Annotated in this window: 20 protein-coding genes and 1 riboswitch; of the genes, 10 read left to right on the plus strand and 10 right to left on the minus strand. The window is 40.0% G+C overall.

Annotation, left to right across the window (positions count from 1 at the left end; all coding sequences use genetic code 11):
- Positions 1-714: 714 nt before the first annotated feature.
- The 4 genes from M3206_RS17320 to M3206_RS17335 all read left to right on the plus strand — a co-directional run bounded on the left by M3206_RS17320 (position 715) and on the right by M3206_RS17335 (position 5383).
- Entirely contained in the window at positions 715-1212 is a 498-nt protein-coding gene (locus tag M3206_RS17320; RefSeq protein ID WP_251313767.1) for a PTS sugar transporter subunit IIA, read from the plus strand.
- Positions 1213-1458: 246 nt separating this feature from the next.
- The gene (locus tag M3206_RS17325) at positions 1459-2412 is read left to right on the plus strand and encodes an aminoimidazole riboside kinase (protein WP_251313768.1); all 954 of its coding nucleotides are present in this window, start codon (positions 1459-1461) and stop codon (positions 2410-2412) included.
- Positions 2413-2758: 346 nt separating this feature from the next.
- Positions 2759-4141 carry a glycine--tRNA ligase gene (locus M3206_RS17330; protein ID WP_251313769.1) on the plus strand — a complete coding sequence of 461 codons (1383 nt, stop codon included), beginning with the start codon at positions 2759-2761 and terminating at the stop codon, positions 4139-4141.
- Between the two features lie 138 nt (positions 4142-4279).
- Positions 4280-5383, plus strand: a complete 1104-nt coding sequence (locus tag M3206_RS17335) for a M24 family metallopeptidase (protein WP_251313770.1) — start codon at positions 4280-4282, stop codon at positions 5381-5383.
- A 156-nt stretch (positions 5384-5539) separates the two neighbouring features.
- On the opposite strand, the gene M3206_RS17340 is transcribed toward M3206_RS17335, so the two are convergent.
- From M3206_RS17340 to trhA, 3 genes are all read right to left on the minus strand, one after another.
- Positions 5540-6010 (minus strand): 8-oxo-dGTP diphosphatase, encoded by a 471-nt coding sequence (locus tag M3206_RS17340; protein WP_251313771.1) that lies wholly within the window; start codon positions 6008-6010, stop codon positions 5540-5542.
- 74 nt (positions 6011-6084) lie between these two features.
- On the minus strand, positions 6085-6267 hold the full coding sequence (locus tag M3206_RS17345; RefSeq protein ID WP_251313772.1) for a DUF6954 family protein: 183 nt from the start codon (positions 6265-6267) through the stop codon (positions 6085-6087).
- 21 nt (positions 6268-6288) lie between these two features.
- Complete coding sequence (gene trhA / locus M3206_RS17350) at positions 6289-6930, minus strand: PAQR family membrane homeostasis protein TrhA (RefSeq protein WP_251313773.1); 642 nt, start codon at positions 6928-6930, stop codon at positions 6289-6291.
- 151 nt (positions 6931-7081) lie between these two features.
- On the opposite strand from trhA, the gene M3206_RS17355 reads away from it, so the two are divergent.
- Entirely contained in the window at positions 7082-7954 is an 873-nt protein-coding gene (locus M3206_RS17355; protein WP_251313774.1) for a GNAT family N-acetyltransferase, read from the plus strand.
- Here M3206_RS17355 and M3206_RS17360 read toward each other — a convergent pair.
- Positions 7951-8421, minus strand: coding sequence for an NUDIX hydrolase (locus M3206_RS17360; protein ID WP_251313775.1), 471 nt, complete (start codon positions 8419-8421; stop codon positions 7951-7953). The two genes, M3206_RS17355 and M3206_RS17360, sit on opposite strands and share 4 nt — an antisense overlap.
- Before the next feature lie 101 nt (positions 8422-8522).
- On the opposite strand from M3206_RS17360, the gene M3206_RS17365 reads away from it, so the two are divergent.
- The gene (locus M3206_RS17365) at positions 8523-9488 is read left to right on the plus strand and encodes a YbgA family protein (RefSeq protein ID WP_251313776.1); all 966 of its coding nucleotides are present in this window, start codon (positions 8523-8525) and stop codon (positions 9486-9488) included.
- On the opposite strand, the gene M3206_RS17370 is transcribed toward M3206_RS17365, so the two are convergent.
- Positions 9465-10409, minus strand: a complete 945-nt coding sequence (locus tag M3206_RS17370) for an AEC family transporter (protein WP_251313777.1) — start codon at positions 10407-10409, stop codon at positions 9465-9467. The genes M3206_RS17365 and M3206_RS17370 overlap by 24 nt on opposite strands.
- A gap of 88 nt (positions 10410-10497) precedes the next feature.
- Here M3206_RS17370 and M3206_RS17375 point away from each other — a divergent pair, with 88 nt between their 5' ends.
- Positions 10498-10995 carry a Crp/Fnr family transcriptional regulator gene (locus M3206_RS17375; protein ID WP_251313778.1) on the plus strand — a complete coding sequence of 166 codons (498 nt, stop codon included), beginning with the start codon at positions 10498-10500 and terminating at the stop codon, positions 10993-10995.
- 86 nt (positions 10996-11081) lie between these two features.
- Positions 11082-11582 carry a hypothetical protein gene (locus tag M3206_RS17380; protein WP_251313779.1) on the plus strand — a complete coding sequence of 167 codons (501 nt, stop codon included), beginning with the start codon at positions 11082-11084 and terminating at the stop codon, positions 11580-11582.
- A 78-nt stretch (positions 11583-11660) separates the two neighbouring features.
- On the opposite strand, the gene M3206_RS17385 is transcribed toward M3206_RS17380, so the two are convergent.
- Entirely contained in the window at positions 11661-12359 is a 699-nt protein-coding gene (locus tag M3206_RS17385; protein ID WP_251313780.1) for a queuosine precursor transporter, read from the minus strand.
- A gap of 4 nt (positions 12360-12363) precedes the next feature.
- Positions 12364-12408, minus strand: a riboswitch (PreQ1 riboswitch).
- Positions 12409-12886: 478 nt separating this feature from the next.
- Between M3206_RS17385 and M3206_RS17390 the strand changes: the two genes are divergently transcribed.
- Positions 12887-13453, plus strand: coding sequence for a glycerol-3-phosphate responsive antiterminator (locus M3206_RS17390; RefSeq protein ID WP_251313781.1), 567 nt, complete (start codon positions 12887-12889; stop codon positions 13451-13453).
- Positions 13454-13699: 246 nt separating this feature from the next.
- The gene (locus M3206_RS17395) at positions 13700-15607 is read left to right on the plus strand and encodes a lamin tail domain-containing protein (protein ID WP_251313782.1); all 1908 of its coding nucleotides are present in this window, start codon (positions 13700-13702) and stop codon (positions 15605-15607) included.
- A gap of 143 nt (positions 15608-15750) precedes the next feature.
- Here the strand turns inward: M3206_RS17395 and M3206_RS17400 are convergent, their stop codons facing one another.
- The 4 genes from M3206_RS17400 to M3206_RS17415 form a co-directional block, all read right to left on the minus strand.
- Entirely contained in the window at positions 15751-16536 is a 786-nt protein-coding gene (locus M3206_RS17400) for an HAD-IIA family hydrolase (RefSeq protein WP_251313783.1), read from the minus strand.
- 123 nt (positions 16537-16659) lie between these two features.
- Entirely contained in the window at positions 16660-17403 is a 744-nt protein-coding gene (locus M3206_RS17405; protein ID WP_251313784.1) for an MBL fold metallo-hydrolase, read from the minus strand.
- A 12-nt stretch (positions 17404-17415) separates the two neighbouring features.
- Positions 17416-18228 carry a carbohydrate ABC transporter permease gene (locus tag M3206_RS17410; RefSeq protein ID WP_251313785.1) on the minus strand — a complete coding sequence of 271 codons (813 nt, stop codon included), beginning with the start codon at positions 18226-18228 and terminating at the stop codon, positions 17416-17418.
- A gap of 17 nt (positions 18229-18245) precedes the next feature.
- A complete protein-coding gene (locus M3206_RS17415) occupies positions 18246-19148 on the minus strand; it encodes a carbohydrate ABC transporter permease (RefSeq protein WP_251313786.1) in 903 nt (300 codons plus the stop codon).
- Positions 19149-19219 lie beyond the last annotated feature (71 nt).

Below are 19219 nucleotides of genomic sequence, written 5' to 3' on the forward strand. Positions count from 1 at the left end.
AAAGCGCCCATAATAAAAAGCCTCTGTGAAGAGGCTCATTGATGTTCATATGAAAATCCCTTAAGAATGGGACTCAATTGAATATTTCTCACAAAATTTATCTCCACTTTATTGACAGAAGTCCATAGCGGAGCAATTTTGAGCGAAAAGAAGGGGGTTTTGAGCGAAGATCGAAACTTTTGAGCGAACGTGTAACAAATATAAAAACGCGTACCGTAAAAAAAGCAGGGAATAGAATTTTACCATCTATAATTCTGTGCTTAAAGAACCATGATTATTTTCTTATTTTCATACATTGCTGGTTGGAACGAAGGTTTTTGTGATTACTTATTGAAATAAAAGATGTTTGCAGGAGATGTTGATAAAACGAGAGACATCCAATGATTAGTTATACATAATTAGTAAATTTAATTTAGTTTTGATGAAGGAGGGGTGCTGCGCTATTTTACTAGTAACTCCCATACTGATTGCACATGAAACGATACTGCGCAAAAATCGAAACCTTTCTATTTGACATCCTAGTTCATACTATCTTATTTTTATATGTAAAGTTTCTCGCGATTCATAAAATATGAGACCTGAAGAACATTCAATTAACTGATTTTCTGTTCTTTGGTCTTCTTTTGTATCGTGAATTTGAAGACTGGGATGTTTTAAAGCGTTCTCACAAGTGTAAATTATTAAGGTAAACAGACGAAAGGATGAGTGAAGGACATGTTTAATAAATTATTTGGGAAAAAAGAAGTAAAAAAAGAAGAAACGATTGTAGCTCCTTTGACCGGTAAAATCGTATCTATAGAAGAAGTACCAGACCCAACATTCTCTCAAAAAATGATGGGAGACGGAATTGCGATCGAACCAACAGAAGGTGTTGTAGTTTCACCGGTTGACGGTGAAGTTGTGCAGTTTTTCCATACGAAGCATGCGATTGGAATCCAATCAAAATCTGGCGCTGAAATTTTGATCCATGTGGGGCTTGAGACCGTAAACATGAACGGTGAAGGATTTGATGGCCACGTAAAGGTTGGAGATAAAGTAAGAGCTGGAGATAAACTGCTTTCTTTTGATCTAGATCTTATTAAAGAAAAAGCAGCTAGCACGGTTACACCGATTGTGATCACAAATGGAGATGCTGTGGAATCGTTAGACAAACGCGCGGCATCAGAAGCAACAAAAGGGGAAACATCCTTGTTGCAGATTAAAATGAAATAAAGAAAAATCAGGCTTATTTAGCCTGGTTTTTTTGTATAGTTGTTGATTTCCGCTATAGGTTGCTCGCTTTTGGCGGGGCGGGCGATGAGCCTCTGCCGCTCTGCGCCATTAGGAGTCTCACCTGTCCCACTCGTCTTTGCAGGAGTCGGCTACCTTGAGCACCAATCAACTTGCTAGGAAGGAAAAACAACCAAAAGGTCAAAGCAATAACACTATATAAATTATGAAAAACAGGGGGAGTAACTGATGAAAGAAGGTATTATTTCTTTAGGTGAAGCGGTTGTTGATTTTATCCCTACGGATGAAACGAATTCTATGTATTATAAACGTCCGGGCGGTGCTCCTGCTAATGTAGCAGTGGGTGTTGCACGCCTTGGCTCGGAGTCTGTTTTTCTAGGGAAAGTTGGGGATGATGTACTTGGTGACTTTTTGATTGATACGATGAAAAGCTACGGTGTAAATGCGTTTCATGTTTCTAAAACGGAAGAAGTCCGAACCGGCACTGTTTTTGTAACCTTATCTGAAAACGGGAAAAGATCTTTTGACTTTTACATCGATCCAAGTGCCGATCGCTTCTTGGAAGAGAAAAACATACAAGCGAGTCTGTTCAAGGATAGAAAAATTCTTCATATCGGCTCGATTTCCCTGATTGCTGAACCCTCTAAAAGCGCGACCGAAAAAGCAGTTAAACTGGCCAAGGAAAACGGCATGTGGGTTTCCTTTGATCCAAACTTAAGGCTGTCTTTATGGAAGACGCCTGCTTTGGCACGCGAGACGATTCTTTCGATGCTTCCTCATGCAGATATCGTGAAGCTATCAGAAGAAGAGCTTGAATTTATTACGGGATTAAAAAAGGTAGAGGAAGGCATTAAAATTCTACAACAGTACAATATCCCTCTGCTTTTTATTACACTGGGAGATGACGGCAGCTATGTAGTAACAGAAGAGGGCGGTGAGTACATTCCAGCGAAAGGTGTTTCCGCTGTTGACAGTACAGGCGCGGGTGATGCATACGTCTCAGCGATCTTGCACCAGTTAAATCAATATAACGGAACACTTGAGACACTTACGCTCGATGAAGCAGCAGATATGGCTGTTTTCGGAAGTGTTTCCGGTGCACTCACGGTATCAAGCAAAGGTGCGATGACCTCTCTACCTACTTTGGAACAAATTAAAGAAGAACTTGCACAATTAAAGTAACAAAAGCATAATATAGGAAAATATTTTGACTAATGTTTTCGTTTTTTGGTAATATTACTTTATTATAAAAACATGATATACAGCCGTGAAGGATGAATAGTAACTAATCTGACACTCTTTTAAGCGAGCCGGGGGCGGTGTAAGCCCGGTAAGAGACATTAGTGAAACGGCAATCCGGAGCTGTCTTTGAAAAGAGGATTCGTTTTACTTTACAGACGGATCAACTAGGGTGGAACCGCGGGAGATACAACTCTCGTCCCTGGGCATAGAGCCTTGGGACGGGAGTTTTTTGTTTGTTAAAAAGACGCACGGTCCATAAGGCATAATCCAAAGGGAGGAATTATAAATGACAAAAAACATGGAAACCATCACAAATCATGCGAAACATCGCGGTTTTGTATTTCCGGGATCTGAAATCTACGGAGGTCTTGCAAACACATGGGATTATGGTCCGCTTGGTGTTGAACTGAAGAACAACGTGAAAAAAGCATGGTGGAAAAAGTTTGTTCAAGAGTCCCCATATAACGTAGGACTTGATGCAGCCATCCTTATGAACCCTCGTACGTGGGAAGCATCCGGACATATCGGCAACTTCAACGATCCGATGATGGACTGTAAAAACTGTAAAGCGCGTCACCGTGCCGACAAGCTGATCGAAGAAGCAGCTGAGAAAGAAGGAAAAGAGATCATCGTTGACGGACTTCCGTTCGAAAAGATGGAAGAGTTAGTGAAAGACTACAACATCGCTTGTCCTGAGTGTGGAAGCCACGAATTTACAGGAATTCGTCAATTTAACTTGATGTTCAAAACGCACCAAGGTGTAACAGAATCAAGTTCAAACGAAATCTACCTGCGCCCGGAAACTGCACAAGGGATCTTCGTTAACTTTAAAAATGTTCAACGCACGATGCGTAAAAAATTGCCGTTTGGTATCGCGCAGATCGGTAAAAGTTTCCGTAACGAGATCACACCAGGTAACTTCACGTTCCGTACGCGTGAATTTGAACAAATGGAGCTTGAGTTCTTCTGTAAGCCAGGAAGCGAGATCCAGTGGTTCAACTATTGGAAAGATACAGCTGAAAACTGGCTGAAGTCTTTAGGTATGACAGAAGAGAACCTTCGTCTTCGCGACCATAATGAAGATGAGCTTTCTCACTACTCAAATGCGACAACGGACTTTGAATACAAGTTCCCGTTTGGCTGGGGCGAGCTTTGGGGTGTTGCATCCCGTACAGACTTTGACTTGAAGCGCCATATGGAATTCTCCGGCGAAGACTTCAACTACATTGATCAAGAGACGAACGAACGTTACATTCCTTACTGTATCGAGCCATCACTAGGTGCCGACCGTGTAACGCTAGCATTTTTAATCGATGCTTATGAAGATGAAGAATTAGAAGACGGCACAAGCCGAACAGTGATGCACTTACATCCTGCATTAGCGCCTTATAAAGCGGCTATCCTGCCATTGTCTAAGAAGCTGTCTGAAGAAGCGACTGAAGTATTCACTTCGCTAGCTAAACACTTCAACGTTGATTATGATGAAACAGGATCAATCGGTAAACGTTACCGCCGTCAGGATGAGATCGGTACTCCGTTCTGTATCACGTATGACTTTGATTCTAAAGAAGATGGCATGGTAACGGTCCGTGACCGTGACACGATGGAACAAACACGTGTGAAGATTGCTGATCTTAAGAGCTTTATTGAAGAAAAAGTACAGTTTTAATTTATTTGTGACATGAATAATGGAGCACACATTTGCGATTGCGATGTGTGCTCCTGTTTTTTCTCCGGCGTTTATTTTACAATAGACAGTGAGAGATAAAATTTTATGCCGATTGAGGCTTTTAATGGAGGTATACATATGAACGAAGGACGTATTCAAAAGGTCAAGGATTGGTTAAAAGAAGAAGGTCATACGCTAGCCTTCATTCATACGACAGCGAACGTTTTCTATTTGTCTGGTTTATACACGGATCCGCACGAGCGTGTTCTTGGTGTTATCGTGCTACCAGAAGGCGAGCCGTTCATGCTTTGCCCGGGAATGGAACGTTCACAGGCTAAAGGTGCAGGATGGACACATGAGATTGTAGGATACAGCGATTCTGAAGATCCTTGGGCTAAGGTGCAGGAAGCGTTGGCTAGCCGAGGCGTAACAGGGGCAGCTTCTATTGCGGTTGAAAAAGAAACACTTCCTTATGCGCGCGGAGAGAAACTCCTTGGGATGTTTGATGGTGCAAAATTAGTCGGGGCGGAAGCATTACTGAACGAGCTTCGATTGATAAAAGAGGAGAGCGAGCTTAAAACATTGCGTGAAGCGGCACGACTGGCAGACTACGGAGTGGAAGTCGGTGTTGCAACTCTTAAAGAAGGCGTTACAGAGATGGAAGTGCTCGCGAAGATTGAGTACGAACTGAAGAAAAAAGGCATCAGTCAAATGTCTTTCTCAACGATGGTGCTGTTTGGAGAAAAAGCAGGACAGCCTCACGGTAAACCAGGTTCAAGAAAACTCAAGCGTGGAGATTTTGTGTTGTTTGATTTAGGTGTAGTTCTAGATGGCTATTGCTCTGACATCACGCGCACGGTAGCGTTTGGCGAACTTGATGAGAAACGCCGTGCGATTTATGATACAGTGCTACAAGCACAGTTGAAGGCGTTGGAAGCTTCTAAGCCGGGAACACGCATCGGAGACCTTGATGTGATCGCGCGTAACCATATTACAGAGGCGGGGTATGGAGATCACTTCCCTCACCGAATCGGACATGGTCTTGGAATCGATGTTCATGAGTTTCCGTCCATGAGTGACAACAATGATGGCGTACTGCGCGAGGGTATGACGTACACGATCGAACCAGGTATCTATATTGATGATATTGGTGGCGTACGAATCGAGGATGACGTTTACGTGACTGCGGATGGGCATGAAACATTGACGAAATATCCAAAAGAACTGCAGATTATTAAATAAGCAATAGATAATATTAAGAGGGATGACTCGATCGAGTCATCTTTTTTTATAGGAAAAGGAGGTTCAGATAAGCTGCTAACCCCATAGTACCTAATTCCCGTTTTCAACATGAATACACATTTTTAATGTAAAAACTCCTGTCTTTGAACGGGAGTTTTACGTAACCTTCACCTTCACTTCTACTTGTTCATTTGAAACAGCATCCCATACCCTATGGATCTCGAATGTACCTGCTTCAAAAAACAATGGGAACCTTTCTTTAAACCAGCTTTGCATCGGCAGTTCTAACGCTTCAGGGATGGGTACCCAGACGAGTTCTCCTTCAGGCGGTTCTTCCAACAAATCTCCAGTAAACGTATTTGTCCAATAATTAAATACCATATAACGTACGTTCTCTTTGGAATTTACATACTCGTCAATACCTTTAAAAACAAGGTTTGAGACATGAAGACCCGTTTCCTCTTTAACCTCTCTTGTAGCACCATCTACCAAACCTTCAGGGAAATCAATCTTACCTCCAGGAGCGAGATAGCCTGGAAAGCCGCGATTGTCAGGACGGTTTATCAAAAGGACCCTATCTCCATCTTGAATCATACACATTGTATAAAGCCGGTGTTCAATTGCCATTCGGAAGAACTCCTCATCGATCATTTATTTAATTTTATTATGTAATAAAAAAAGAGCAGAATCTATATCTGCTCTTAAGTAATTTTTTTCAGCAACCATTTATATATCATAAACAACAATCCAAAGATCAATAAAACCACGATTAATGTCAGTGCCCGTTCACCAGGCAGGCCGTCTGCTAAGAGTACTGGACCGAGTCCGAAAAATGCTACGAGCAAAAGGGCAATTCCAAAAACAAGTCTCAGCACGATTTTCATTTTTGTCACCCCATATCTATTCTATGACAGTGGAAGCACATAAAACATCATAAGAAAATGTAAGACACTGCCGGCTAGAACAAAGAGGTGCCAGACTGCATGGTGGAAAGGAAAGCTGCGCCACACATAAAAGATACTGCCGAGCGTGTAGATGATTCCGCCTGCTACAAGGAGCTGAATGCCTTCAGGAGGCATGTTTGCGGAGATATCTTTAAGCGCAAATGTGATCAACCAGCCCATTGCGACATAACCAAGCGTGGACAATACTACAAACTTCTTTGTAAAAAAGACTTTAAAAACAACACCAAAAGCTGCAAGGCCCCAGACAATCCCGAACAATGTCCAGCCCAGTGCACCGCCGACGACGATGAGTACAATCGGTGTGTACGTCCCTGCAATAAACAAATAGATGGCTGCATGGTCCATGATCTCAAATAAATCTTTTACCCGCCCTTTAGGAAAAGCGTGTACGAGAGTGGAAGCAGTATATAGCACCAGCATCGTTCCGCCAAAAACAGCAAAACTTACAATATGAACAGCTGTTCCTTTCCATACTGCAAAAACGAGCAGGATGGAAGTGACGGCTACACTTAAGAGAACACCGATTCCATGAGTAATGGCGTTCGCTATTTCTTCACGTTTTGTAAATACATGTGTACTCATTCCGTTCACCTTCCTTTACGTTATAGTAAGTATAACAGAAATCGTTACCCTTTAACCAAATAAAGGCTTTTTAGATTGTTGGATATAGAGGGAATCGATATATTAAGAACGAAATAGAATGACAGAGCTAAAGATAGAGAGAGGGTCGGTCATGGAAGTAATACGATATGAAACAATTTCTGCTTTTTATGATGAAGTGAAAACGTTCTTGCTCGAGCAGGAGGACAGGGCGCAGATCATGTTAGGGCATTGTCTAAGAAACAAGGATAGAGTTTGGGAAAAAGAACAACCTTTCTTAGCGACTGTAAAGAAAGAAGGGAAAATCAAGCTCGCTGCCATGCTAATCCCGCCGCATGCCATATCGCTATTGGAAAAAGAAGAATCGGATGGAGTCGAAGCAGCCCCTTATCTTGTAGACTATTTAATAAAGGAAAACTACGCGGTACAAAAAGTTTATGCACCTAAAGCAGTTGGGAAAGCTTTTTCCGAGCATTGGACCGCAGCACATCAGTTAGAAGAAAAAGTGTTAATGGATGTACGCTTGTATACGCTGCAAACTGTCGTACAACCGGCGGTACGTCCAGGGAAATTACGTCTCGCAACTGAAGAAGACTTATCGTTTTTACCACAGTGGATCGTGGAGATGACAAGTGAAATCAATCAGCTCATGACACGTAAGGAAGCAGAAGAATATGCGGACGCTAGAGTGAAAGATGGGTTCCTTTTTGTTTGGGAAGTTGAAGGGAAAGCCGTATGCATGGCTTCTAAAACGAGACCTAATGTGAAAGGTATAGCTGTAAATATGGTTTATACGCCAAAAGAGTTAAGAGGAAACGGATACGCGAGTGCTTGTGTGGCTGCATTAAGTGAACACCTTTTACAAGAGGGGTATGAATTTTGCTCCCTATTTACAGATCTAGCGAATCAAACCGCAAATAAAATCTACCAAGATATTGGCTATCAGCCTGTTTGTGATTTCGTTGAATATAAATTTTACGAGAAAAGAACAGAGACACCGTCTTAATCACCGGTACTCTCTGTTTTTTCTTTTTTATTAAGATAATCATTTATGTATTTCTTGTGATTATCTAAGATACCTTTAGGAAGCTTGCTAGCTGGAAAGTAGCGAAAGTCATAAGATTCCTCTTCATCTATTAGGATAGTGCCTTTTACTTCCTTTGCTGTATAGACTGCCGTTACACAATAGAATTCATCCCCATTTGCAACTTTTAAATATTGGTCTGCTCCTGAATATACGTGCAACTGGGTCAATCCATCAATGTCGAGTCCTGTTTCTTCTTTTACTTCACGAATGGCTGTTTCTTCAAAACTCTCACCTAGTTCCATCAAACCTCCAGGAAGCCCCCAACCTCCATCTTTACGATGCTGAAGCAAAATTTCTCCCTTTTCGTTTTCAATGATGACTACAGAACCAGGTAAAATAAGCGGTGCATTACCAACATGTTTTCGAAGATCTTCAAAATAGGACATAAAACCTCCCCTCCCGGTAACCAACATTTTACAGAAATCATGATAAAATTTCACCTGAAAATGGAGACACTGTTAGAAAACATAAATGAGGAGCAGGATGGATGGAAGCTTATGCCAGACCAAGAGTGGTGGTCAGCAAATGTTTGGAGTTCGACGCTTGCCGCTACAATGGTGATGTGATCTATAATGATGTGGTAAAAAAGTTAATGGATTACGTTGATTTTGTTCCTGTATGTCCGGAAGTAGAGATCGGCCTTGGAACACCAAGAGAGACGATTAGAATCGTAAAAAAAGAAGAGAATTATTTGCTTCTTCAACCTTCAACAAAACGGGACGTCACAAAAGAAATGACCTCATTCGCGGATACCTATCTTGCGGGCATACGAGATACAGACGGATTCATTTTAAAAACGCGTTCTCCATCATGCGGAGTAAAGGAAGTCAAAGTGTATGCGTCGACCGAAAAGGGTCCTGCGATCGGACATACAAGTGGCCTTTTTGGAGGAAAGGTCGAAGCCCTCTTTTCACATCTCGCCGTAGAAGAAGAAGGGAGACTGAATAACTTTACAATCCGCGACAGATTTTATACGAAACTGTTTACTTTAGCTTCTTTTCGCAGGTTGTTGCCTTTGGGGTTAGAGGCAGTAAAAGAATTTCACAAAAAAAATTACTACTTACTCATGGCATACAGCAAGCCGACCTTAAAGGTGATGAACCGGGTACTAAAAAATGTCGATGAGAACGGTGAAGAAGAGACCGTTGAGTTGTATCAAAAAGCACTTCACAAATTGTTTAACCGTGCAGCCAGAAACGATTCGAACCGCAGGGTGGCCAGAGAAATTTTCAAAAGATTTGAATCTAAACTATCGATCAGAGAAGTGGCTTTCTTCGAAGAGCTTATGCAAAAATACGCAAACAAGAAAGAGCCGTTCTCAAGTATTACGACACTCTTAAAGTCACACGCGATCCGTTTTGAAGATAACGAGATTTTAGAGCAGACGTTTTTTGCCCCATATCCTGAAATCCTGCTAGAGATCTCGGATTCAGGTAAAGGAAGAGATTATTAAAAGGAAACTGTATAATGCAGGAATGGATATATACGAAAGAATCGTACTTAAAGCAACACCAGCCGCTGCAAACGAAGCATCTTCTCCATAGCTTTGAGCATACATGGAAATCGTCGGAGCAGAGGGCATACCCGCTACTAAAAAGGCGACCGCAAATAGCTCGAACGGTAATGAAAATCGTAAGAACGGCAGGAGTAACAGCGGGAATAGAATTAATTTATAAAAGGATGCCAACCAAAGCGTTTTGTCTTTTATAAACAGCTTTAAATCTGTAAGGGACATGCTGCCTAATAAGGACCCGATCAACAGCATGGAGAGCGGTACGGTAGGTTTACCAGTCAGCTCTAACGTATTGGACACAACTTGTGGCAGAGTTCCGGGCAAAATCATTAATAATAACCCGGTTAGCGTAGCAATAACTCCCGAATTCAAAAAGACTTTCTTCCATTGAAAACTTTCGGCGCTCCTTGCGAAAAGGTAGATGGCATAGGTCCAGATATATAATAAATAGATAAAATTAAAGAGAGTTCCATAGAATACGCCTTCTTTTCCAAATAATAAAAAACATACCGCGATACCAAGGAAGCCTTGGTTTCCAAAGATCATAATGCCTTCTAAGGCATTTTTCTTTTGCGCATCTGGCTTTACTTTTTTCACGGTAAAAGAGGATATTGTGGATGAGACAATGAGAACAAATGCTGACATGAAAGAAAGCCAGCCAAACTGAATAACATTTTCGACGGAAAAAGAAACATCCATTCCAAAGAGAATAAGTGCAGGCAGTGTAACGTTTAATATAACGGCCGTTAAAATTCTTTCTGTACCGTCCGGCAATATGTCTTTTTTTCGAAGCATGTAACCGATGAGCGCAATGCTGTACAATAGTGTTAGTTCCTGTGTGAATTGAGCAAACTGGTTCATTTTGCATCTTTCCTCCCCATATAAAAAGATATGGGCATAGGGTGGATTAGGTGAACACAGATGACGCAAAAGGGGGATGAAGTTCTTCATGTTTATCGCAAAAGGAGAAACATTATTTAGACAAGGGGAAGAAGGTCCTCTATATAAACTAGATCAAGGATTATTAAAAATCGTCAGAGTGCATGAGGATGGAAGTCAGTTGTTATTGAATCTCATCGTTCCAGGCGAGGTGATTCCGCATCATTCACTAACCAGTCATAAAGAATACAACGGTTCCGCGATTGCGCTTTTACCTTCAGAGGTTACAAGGATAGATCCAGTAGAGTGGTATAGATCTTTAGAGGAAGATCCTAAAGTCTATAAAGAAGTAGCGCACCTTTTAGAAACAAAATTAAGGATGATGCAGCAAAGGATCAATCAGATGTCTACGTTAACGCCTGAAGGAAAGATCGTAAAGCTGCAAAAGTGGTTTGCGAGTTATTTTCCGGAAGTAGCAGTTGAGAAGGTATTAACTCAAGAGGAAATCGGGCAATTTGTTGGATTAAGAAGAGAAACGGTGAACCGGGTGTTAAAAAAACTTAAGTAAATGTAAAAGAATTTACATACATGTGAACGCAAGAAATTCACTTCTTTAACAAAAGATACAAGTATAACAGTTAAGGAGTGATAGAAATGAAAAGAATCTTACCGGCAGCGTTAGCGTTTGCTCTACTATCCAGTGGATCTGTAACGGTTTTTGCACAGCAGGCGGATAATGTTTCAGTCGTAAAAGAGAAAAGGCAACACCATTTTAGGCACATGAAAAACTTTGAAGCAGAGGTGCACAAGGCAAATGAGCTGAAGATCAAGCGTCTTGAAATCAAAAAAGAGATCGTTCAAAAGAAAGATCAGCTGTTCAGTCTTCACATTAAAGCGGCTGAGAGTGGAACTGAAAAAACAAGAAGCGAGAAAAAAGTAATCTGGCAGAATATGAAGCAGATTCATAAGGATCTGAGAACATTAAGAAAAGAGGCACACCAAACAAAAAGAGCTATGCATGAAGCGATGCGAGCCGATGACGAAAGACTTGCGAAAGAAAAAATGTCACAGTGGATAAATATCAACGAAAAGATCAATCAAAAGCTTAGTGAAAAATCTCAGAAATTAGATGAGATGATAAAGCAATATAATTAAAGAAAAAAGTGTTGAAGCGTGTTTCATAACGCCTCAACACTTTTCTTTTTTGTTATAAGGGGATAAAATAACCAGACATTAAACGCTTGGTTTTTGAGCTTCTTCTGGGTGTTTGAAGCTTCTTGCTATATAAATAAAAGGTGTAGATGCTGCTGATACAACAAATTTAATCACATACGTTGTGAAGAAGATTTGAATCCATACGTCCCATGAAAAGACACCGGCAAAGGCAATTATACAAAAGATGAATGTATCAATAAGCTGACTCACCATCGTACTGCCGTTATTACGAATCCAAAGCTGATCTGGACGAGAAAATTTCTCTCTTAATTTAGCAAATAGCTTTACATCAAGATATTGGCTGACCAGATAAGCGGTTAAGCTTCCAAGTGCTAAACGCGGAAGTAAGCCAAAAATCGCTTCAAGGTGGGGCTGGGCAATATCACTTTCATGCGGTTCAAACACAAGAACGAGCTGCATGATGATGGTTGTCATCACAAGTGTGAAGAATCCAAACCACACTGCTTTTCTAGCTTCTTTTTCACCGTATTTTTCGTTAATCAAATCTGTTGCTAGATAGATCGTCCCGTAAATCACATTACCGAGTGTCATAACAAGACCAAACATCTCGATTGTTTTTACGACTTGCAAGTTCGCTAGGATGGTTGCAGCAGCGATCCAAGCGAATAGACCCATTTTCCCAAACCATTTATAGCACAGTAAGAAGAGCACAAAATTAACGAGTGCAAAACCTACACCAAAATAAAAATTAAACATAGAATTCCTCCTAGTTTTGTTAACGCGGGAGTTTTCGAACCGCGAATGCATAATTGACAACAGTTTACCATTATAAGTCAGTTTATATTAATAATCAATTGCTAGTTTGTTCCTGGAGGAGTTTTATTAAGCGCTGTTACTTTCTGAATATCTTTCTTTTTTTTTTATGCAAGTGAATTGGAGCGTAAGGTGCGAGATCCTCGAAAATGAAGAACACATTTTCTTCGTGCGATGTTTCGCTGACGAAGCTTTCCTTGTCCTATGGGACGAGCGGTCAGGTGGAGACTCCTAAAGGCGCAAAGCGGCAGGAGGCTTACCGCACGCCCCATGGAAAGCGAGCACCTGGAGCGGAAATGAACCTCTCACAAGTTCTACAAAGTAAAGATCATTTATCCAAAAATTCGACAAAAATTTCCCAAGAAATAATAGGGCAACATTGCTTTATTAGAAATATAGAGGATTAAGTGGAAAACAATCAAATTAATAAAGAGTACACAAGTAAGATATTGAGCTGAGGGGGATTAGAAATGGTTAGCATAGTAGATATTGTTCAATCACAAGTCATTTCCTCGATTAAAAATGAAAAGGATATAAAAAAAGCAATTGATTCAACAGCAAATATTACTTTTATCTTAACAGGAGACATTATTACAACAAAAGAATACATAGACCAATTAAAAGATGCCGGAAAAATAACATTCGTACATATGGATTTTATTGAGGGACTTGCCAATACAAGAAGTGCTATAACCTATATAGCTAAGGCTTGGAAACCACATGGTATCATTACGACCAAAAGCAATCTTATCAAATATGCAAAAGAAGAAGGGCTAATGACGATACAGCGTATCTTTCTCATAGATCGAAACGCCATAAAAAAAGGCATCGAAATTGCCCATAACTGTAAACCAGATGCTATTGAAGTATTACCAGGTTTGATGCCGACTGTTATTGACGAGTTAACGAATATAACAACCCTGCCCATCATTGCAGGAGGATTAATAAGCAGCAAAGAGGAAATCTTAAATGGACTTAAGGCGGGCGCTCTCGCTGTATCGTCTGGCGATCCAAACTTGTGGAATCTAGAATTATAGGTAAGAAATCCTGTTTTTTATAAATAGACTGAAAATTATAAATATTATATTGTGTTTTTAAATCTATTCCTATAAAATTATAACCAAATCCTTACATACGAAATAGTCCTCAGGTAGAGAAGCGGAGAACCCTGTGACATTATTGGTATTGCTTTCTAGCAATACTTTTAATCGTCATGGGTTTTTTTGTTTCTAAAAGTTCAACTCCATAAAGTGTAAGAACTTAAAATCGAAGGAGGAAATGAAATGAGATTGAAAAAATGGATGATGTATATCGTTGCCTCTTTAATGGTTTTCGGGTGTGTGTTTTCATTCGCGCCAGTAAAGAAGTCTATTGCCTCTGAAACGGGTCCGACCTTGTTAATCACAGAGTTAATACCGAATACGGATAATTATGCGGGGAAGGATGCTTTTGAGTATTTAGAAATCTATAATAATAGCGATGAAGAGGTAAATTTAGAAGGATACCGTATTCAATCAGAAAAAATGAACAAAGAGATTGATGGTTCTCTTATTATTAAACCTTGGTCCACTTACCTGTTTTGGACAAGGACCTCTGATGTTAAGCCGATTACATTAGAAGCCTTTAATCACAACTATTTTGCGTCCTACAAAGATAAGTATGTTGGGGAAGGTGATTTAAGACTTTTAGATGATGTCCCTGGATTAGTTAATTCAGGAACACCTACAGTTAAGATTATTGACGCACAAGGGACTGAGGTGGTTAGAGCTATTTATACAGCGGATGACGTCATCTTGAACAAAACAATCACATTTGGTTACCCTGAGGACGGAAGTTTGACTATGAAAAAGTTGAATGGTCCGCAAACCCCAACACCGGGCTGGGTTGTTCCTGGTCAACCAAGGCCAGTGTTAGATGAGGATCCACCTATGGTTCCAACTCCTATTACCTCACAAGCCGGGGCAGGTGAAATATCTCTATCCTGGGACTTGAACCCGGAGGCTGATATTTATCGTTATCATATTTATAAGAATGGGGTTTTTGAATACTCTGTTGATCCATCAAATAATAGGTTTACACTTTCTTATCTATTAGGAAACAAGGAGTATAGTCTTCAAATAGCTGCAGAAGATACTTCTGGAAATGTCTCTGAGAAGTCAGAACCTGTTATAGCCAGACCGTCTCATCAATTGATTACACAGGAAGAACGGTCGCCACATATCAAAGATCCTAAGTATCAAGGGCTCTGGGATATAAGTGAAGATGGACCGGTCATTCCCGGTTTGGTTCAGGATTTAGTGCCTCAGGGAATCACGTATTATAAGAAAAAAGATTGGCTCATGACTGTCAATTATTTAGATGATGGGCGGCCGGGAACTTTAACAGTAACCAATGCAACAAGCGAAAAATTAATAAAATCGGTCTTATTGTATAACACGGATAGTACACCTTACACGGGCCATGCAGGAGGAATTACAGTCAGTAGGGACCATATATGGATTGCTTCTGAACAATTTCTATATGTGTTGAAGATCAGTGATCTCGTAAACGCTGAGAACAATGGTGAAATTCGGTTCATCAAACAGATACCTTTGCCAGTGGAAGCTGCTTATAATGTATACGATGAAGGAATCCTTTGGGTCGGAGAGTTTTATGAAGCGAGTGCATACCCTACAGACCCATCGCACCACATCATGAACCGAGATGGCGAAATGCACTATGCCTGGATGGCGGGATATGACCTTGAACGAAATAATGATATGTTATCGAAAGGTCATTGGAATGGAGACCCTTCTCGAACAGCGACTCCGGATTATGTTTTATCGACTACAGGTAAGGTACAGGGAGCAATTGTTCAAAAGAAGGGTATAGCACTAAGTACGTCTTATGGCAGAGGGAATGATAGTGTACTATATCGTTATGAACATCCGTTAAAAGAAGATCCCCATACTTCTGTTATGGTGAATGGAAAAGAGGTTCCATTGTGGTTCCTGGATGGTGCAACGGCTAAACCTCGAGCCAGTATAGAAGCCATTCCGATGCCTGAGGGAATTGTAGCGGTAAAAAAAGAACTTTATGTCCTTTTTGAATCGGGAGCTAATAAGTACAGGTATACAACAACTTTTCCGATGGAGAGAATGCTGAAAATTGATTTAAAGAAATTAATGAAAGATGACAAAGATATTGAATAGAACGAAAGAGGCTGACCAACGTCAGCCTTCTTTCGTGAATAAAAGCATAAGGTCTTTGATTCATCCAATCGTATTTTTTTCTCCTATTTTATATACAGAGGGGCTAGAACTCAAAAAGTTATGAGTTCAAGCCCCTTTTATCTTTATAGTACTTTGTTATATAAAAGACTTTTTACGGAAGAGAAGACATAATCCGGCTGCCATTCAGATGAAGGCACTTCATTCGCTTGTGTGACTCCTGTGAGTACAAGTGCTGTTTTCATACCCGCTTCTATTCCCATTCGAATATCGGTTTCAAGCCGGTCTCCAATCATAATGCATTCATCCGGTTCAAGGTTAAGAATGTTCAACGCAGCTTTAATGGTTAAAGTAGACGGTTTTCCAATGTGTATATCAACCTTTTTTCCTGTAACACTTTCTATAGCACCAATCATTCCCGCGCAATCAGGGACTTCTCCATTTTCAATCGGACATGTGCGGTCAGGATTGGTAGCAATGGTTAAAGCCCCTTTTTTTATCGCTTGATAAGCAAAGTTCAAATGATCATAATGGAAATTCCGATCCCATGAGATAATTACAATGTCGGTCTCTTCAGGGGTAGCAGCCAGTGGAAAAGGCTCACGTCCGATTTCATCTTTGATAATCTGTTCACCAATAATATAAAGCTTTGCTCCAGGATGATTCTCTTTTAAATAGTTTATTAAGGTTACAGTAGGGTTCAAGATATTGTCTATGGTCACTTTTATATGAAAACCCTGTAATTTTTCCACGTATTTCTGTCTCGTTTCAATCGTTTTGTTTGTGAGGAACAAAATCTGTTTTCCTTCTTTTTGAAGATTTTTAATCACGTTGTCCGCCTCTTTAACTAATTGATTTCCGAGATAAATCGTTCCATCCAAGTCAAAGATATACCCTCTAATTTCCTTCATCTCTGCCTCCGTTATAATAAAATAATCCCTTGAGCCTGACGAAATAACCAATTTTAACGAATTGGATGGTTTCAATGCCCAAGGGATTCTCCTGTTCTCTATCCTTGTTTCCTATTTAGTTAGTTAGATAGAAATGCTCATCATTTCCTCTGCTTTTTGTACTTTATATTCCAGCTTTAATCGGGATAGTTCCTCATCATAAGGCTGGTGATCACTTAAATGCACCAATACTACTTTATCGATTTTTTCTAAATCATAAGATTCCGCAATTTCAGTTAGGCTCGTATGGTTCGCTTCTACTTTAATCGCAGATGTTGCTTCATGAATTAATAAATGAATATGCGGATAGGTTTGGATATGTGAGTTTACTTGACTGTCACTCGAATAAACAATCGTTTTATTGCCCTCTGTTACTTCTAATCCAATGGTCGGTACGGAGTGGATGGCAGGAAATGCCGAAATCCTTACATCACGAGTCTTTAGCAATTCTTCAGGAAACCCTCCGTCGAACGTTTTGATAAGAAGCGGAAATGTAATCCCCCATTCATAGACTTCCATCGTATTCAACCACTGATTCAGCTTGGATATATTCACGTCATGACAATAAATCGTTAGTGGCTTCTTTCTGTTTTCCAGCCACATTCCCCATAATAAAGAAGGGAGTCCATATAGATGATCAATATGAAAATGGGTGAAGATCACGGAGTCCAGATCTTCTAATGCTACATTGATTTGTTTCAGTTTCCTGCATGGATTACCACTCACATCCATTAATACATGATAATCATTAGTAGAAATACAGATTGAAGTATTATCCCGGTCTCTACCTGGATAGGCACTTCCCGTTCCTAGAAAGTGGATCTCCATTTTCACACCGCCTTATTTAATTCCAGAATGCATGAAGCTGGATACAAATTGTTTTTGAAATATAAAGAATGCAAGTAATAAAGGAAAAATAACCAATATGGTACCTGCCGTTACCATACCCCACTGAGCTCCTGTTTCGTAGGATTGGGCAAACAACGCTAAACCTACAGTCAATGGGCGGTTTTCATCTGAATTTGTGATAATTAACGGCCACATAAAGTTACTCCAATGGTGGCTTACAGAGACAAGTGCAAATGCTATATATGTGGGTTTGGCAGAAGGAACATAAACATGCCATAACGTTTGCCACCATTTGCATCCATCTATTCTCGAGGCTTGGTCTAGATCAAACGGGACCTGTTTAAAGGTTTGTCTTAATAAGAAGACCCCGAATGCTGAAGCCCAATAAGGGAGCATGACAGCTAATTTTGTATCGACCAATCCCAATTGACTCATAATCTGATAGTTTGGAAATAGCAAGATTTCAGGTTGAATCATCAATTGAAGTAAAAATAAGATAAATAAGACGTTCTTACCTTTGAAATTTAATCGGGCAAAAGCATAGGCTCCGAGTGTTATCGTAAATAATTGAACAATTAAAATACCAAAAACGATTACAAAAGTATTGAAGTAATATGTAAGGAAGGGAGCCGCATTCCAGGCATCTATATAATTTTGAAAGGTTGGATTGGAAACCCAGAGCGGAAAGGAACCGCCTATAACTTCTTTACTTGTAGAAAAGGAGGTGATGAATACCCATAACAAAGGAATGAAAAATACAATCCCTAGAAAAATGATGATGGTGAAGTTAATCTTTTTATACAAAGAAACTCCCTCCTTTCTTAGTAATGAATTTTTTTATCTAAAAATAGATAATTGAATGCCGTTATGCTTAATAGAACAACAATTAATACTACGGTTAGTACAGCTGCCTTACCGAGATCCCAGTTGGTAAATGCAGCCTCATAAATATGATAGAGTAATAAATTACTGGTGTTATCAGGACCACCCTTTGTCATGATGTATAGATGGTCGACATTTTTAAAGGCATTTGTGATGGCTACAATCATTACGAAAAGTGTTGTAGGCATAAGCAAAGGGAAGGTAATGTGGCGAAAGATTTGAAAAGGCTTTGCTCCTTCCATAATGGCAGCTTCGTAAACATCCTTCGGCAAATTTTGCAACCCGGCTAAATAAAAAATCATAAAGAAACCAGTATCTTTCCAAATGATCATAATAATCATAGCGATCATAACTGTACTTTGATTGCCTAACCAGTTCGGACCGTTTTCACCAAAAGTCTGCAGAAATTTAGCCAGCAGTCCATATTGTGGGGTATAGATGAACAGCCATATATTTGCTACTGCAATAAGAGGAATCACGGTTGGATAGAAAAAGGATGTCCGAAGCAACGCGCTTCCTCTCATTTTTTTGTTTAGCCATACGGCCAAATACATCGCTAAAAATAGACTTGTAGGAACCGTTCCGATAATAAAAATAATGTTGTTCATCATCACTTTTCTAAAAATTTCATCTGTGAAGACTTCTTTGTATTGATCCACCCCCGAGAATCGAAGTCTGGTCATAGGACCGCTATAAAAACTTAGATAAATAGATTTAAGAGTGGGATAAAACGTAAATAACGATAGGAAGATAAAGGACGGCAGCAAAAGTAAATAGGCAAATATATTTTGCTTCAAGCTAAAACTTAGCTTTCTCTTAGACGCTTTTTGTGTGTTATCCATTTGGTATAAGACAACCTCCTATCTTTGTAAAAAGGGAAGCTCAAATTACAAGATTATTAACCTGAGCTTCC

Source organism: Fictibacillus phosphorivorans, assembly GCF_023715845.1.
GTDB classification, from domain to species: Bacteria; Bacillota; Bacilli; order Bacillales; family Fictibacillaceae; genus Fictibacillus; species Fictibacillus phosphorivorans_D.

Bases quoted from the DNA above. Each gene is read 5' to 3' on its own strand.
- M3206_RS17320 (WP_251313767.1), top strand. From the start codon at position 715: ATGTTTAATAAATTATTTGGGAAAAAAGAAGTAAAAAAAGAAGAAACG.
- M3206_RS17325 (WP_251313768.1), top strand. From the start codon at position 1,459: ATGAAAGAAGGTATTATTTCTTTAGGTGAAGCGGTTGTTGATTTTATC.
- M3206_RS17330 (WP_251313769.1), top strand. From the start codon at position 2,759: ATGACAAAAAACATGGAAACCATCACAAATCATGCGAAACATCGCGGT.
- M3206_RS17335 (WP_251313770.1), top strand. From the start codon at position 4,280: ATGAACGAAGGACGTATTCAAAAGGTCAAGGATTGGTTAAAAGAAGAA.
- M3206_RS17340 (WP_251313771.1), bottom strand. From the start codon at position 6,010: ATGGCAATTGAACACCGGCTTTATACAATGTGTATGATTCAAGATGGA.
- M3206_RS17345 (WP_251313772.1), bottom strand. From the start codon at position 6,267: ATGAAAATCGTGCTGAGACTTGTTTTTGGAATTGCCCTTTTGCTCGTA.
- trhA (WP_251313773.1), bottom strand. From the start codon at position 6,930: ATGAGTACACATGTATTTACAAAACGTGAAGAAATAGCGAACGCCATT.
- M3206_RS17355 (WP_251313774.1), top strand. From the start codon at position 7,082: ATGGAAGTAATACGATATGAAACAATTTCTGCTTTTTATGATGAAGTG.
- M3206_RS17360 (WP_251313775.1), bottom strand. From the start codon at position 8,421: ATGTCCTATTTTGAAGATCTTCGAAAACATGTTGGTAATGCACCGCTT.
- M3206_RS17365 (WP_251313776.1), top strand. From the start codon at position 8,523: ATGGAAGCTTATGCCAGACCAAGAGTGGTGGTCAGCAAATGTTTGGAG.
- M3206_RS17370 (WP_251313777.1), bottom strand. From the start codon at position 10,409: ATGAACCAGTTTGCTCAATTCACACAGGAACTAACACTATTGTACAGC.
- M3206_RS17375 (WP_251313778.1), top strand. From the start codon at position 10,498: ATGTTTATCGCAAAAGGAGAAACATTATTTAGACAAGGGGAAGAAGGT.
- M3206_RS17380 (WP_251313779.1), top strand. From the start codon at position 11,082: ATGAAAAGAATCTTACCGGCAGCGTTAGCGTTTGCTCTACTATCCAGT.
- M3206_RS17385 (WP_251313780.1), bottom strand. From the start codon at position 12,359: ATGTTTAATTTTTATTTTGGTGTAGGTTTTGCACTCGTTAATTTTGTG.
- M3206_RS17390 (WP_251313781.1), top strand. From the start codon at position 12,887: ATGGTTAGCATAGTAGATATTGTTCAATCACAAGTCATTTCCTCGATT.
- M3206_RS17395 (WP_251313782.1), top strand. From the start codon at position 13,700: ATGAGATTGAAAAAATGGATGATGTATATCGTTGCCTCTTTAATGGTT.
- M3206_RS17400 (WP_251313783.1), bottom strand. From the start codon at position 16,536: ATGAAGGAAATTAGAGGGTATATCTTTGACTTGGATGGAACGATTTAT.
- M3206_RS17405 (WP_251313784.1), bottom strand. From the start codon at position 17,403: ATGGAGATCCACTTTCTAGGAACGGGAAGTGCCTATCCAGGTAGAGAC.
- M3206_RS17415 (WP_251313786.1), bottom strand. From the start codon at position 19,148: ATGGATAACACACAAAAAGCGTCTAAGAGAAAGCTAAGTTTTAGCTTG.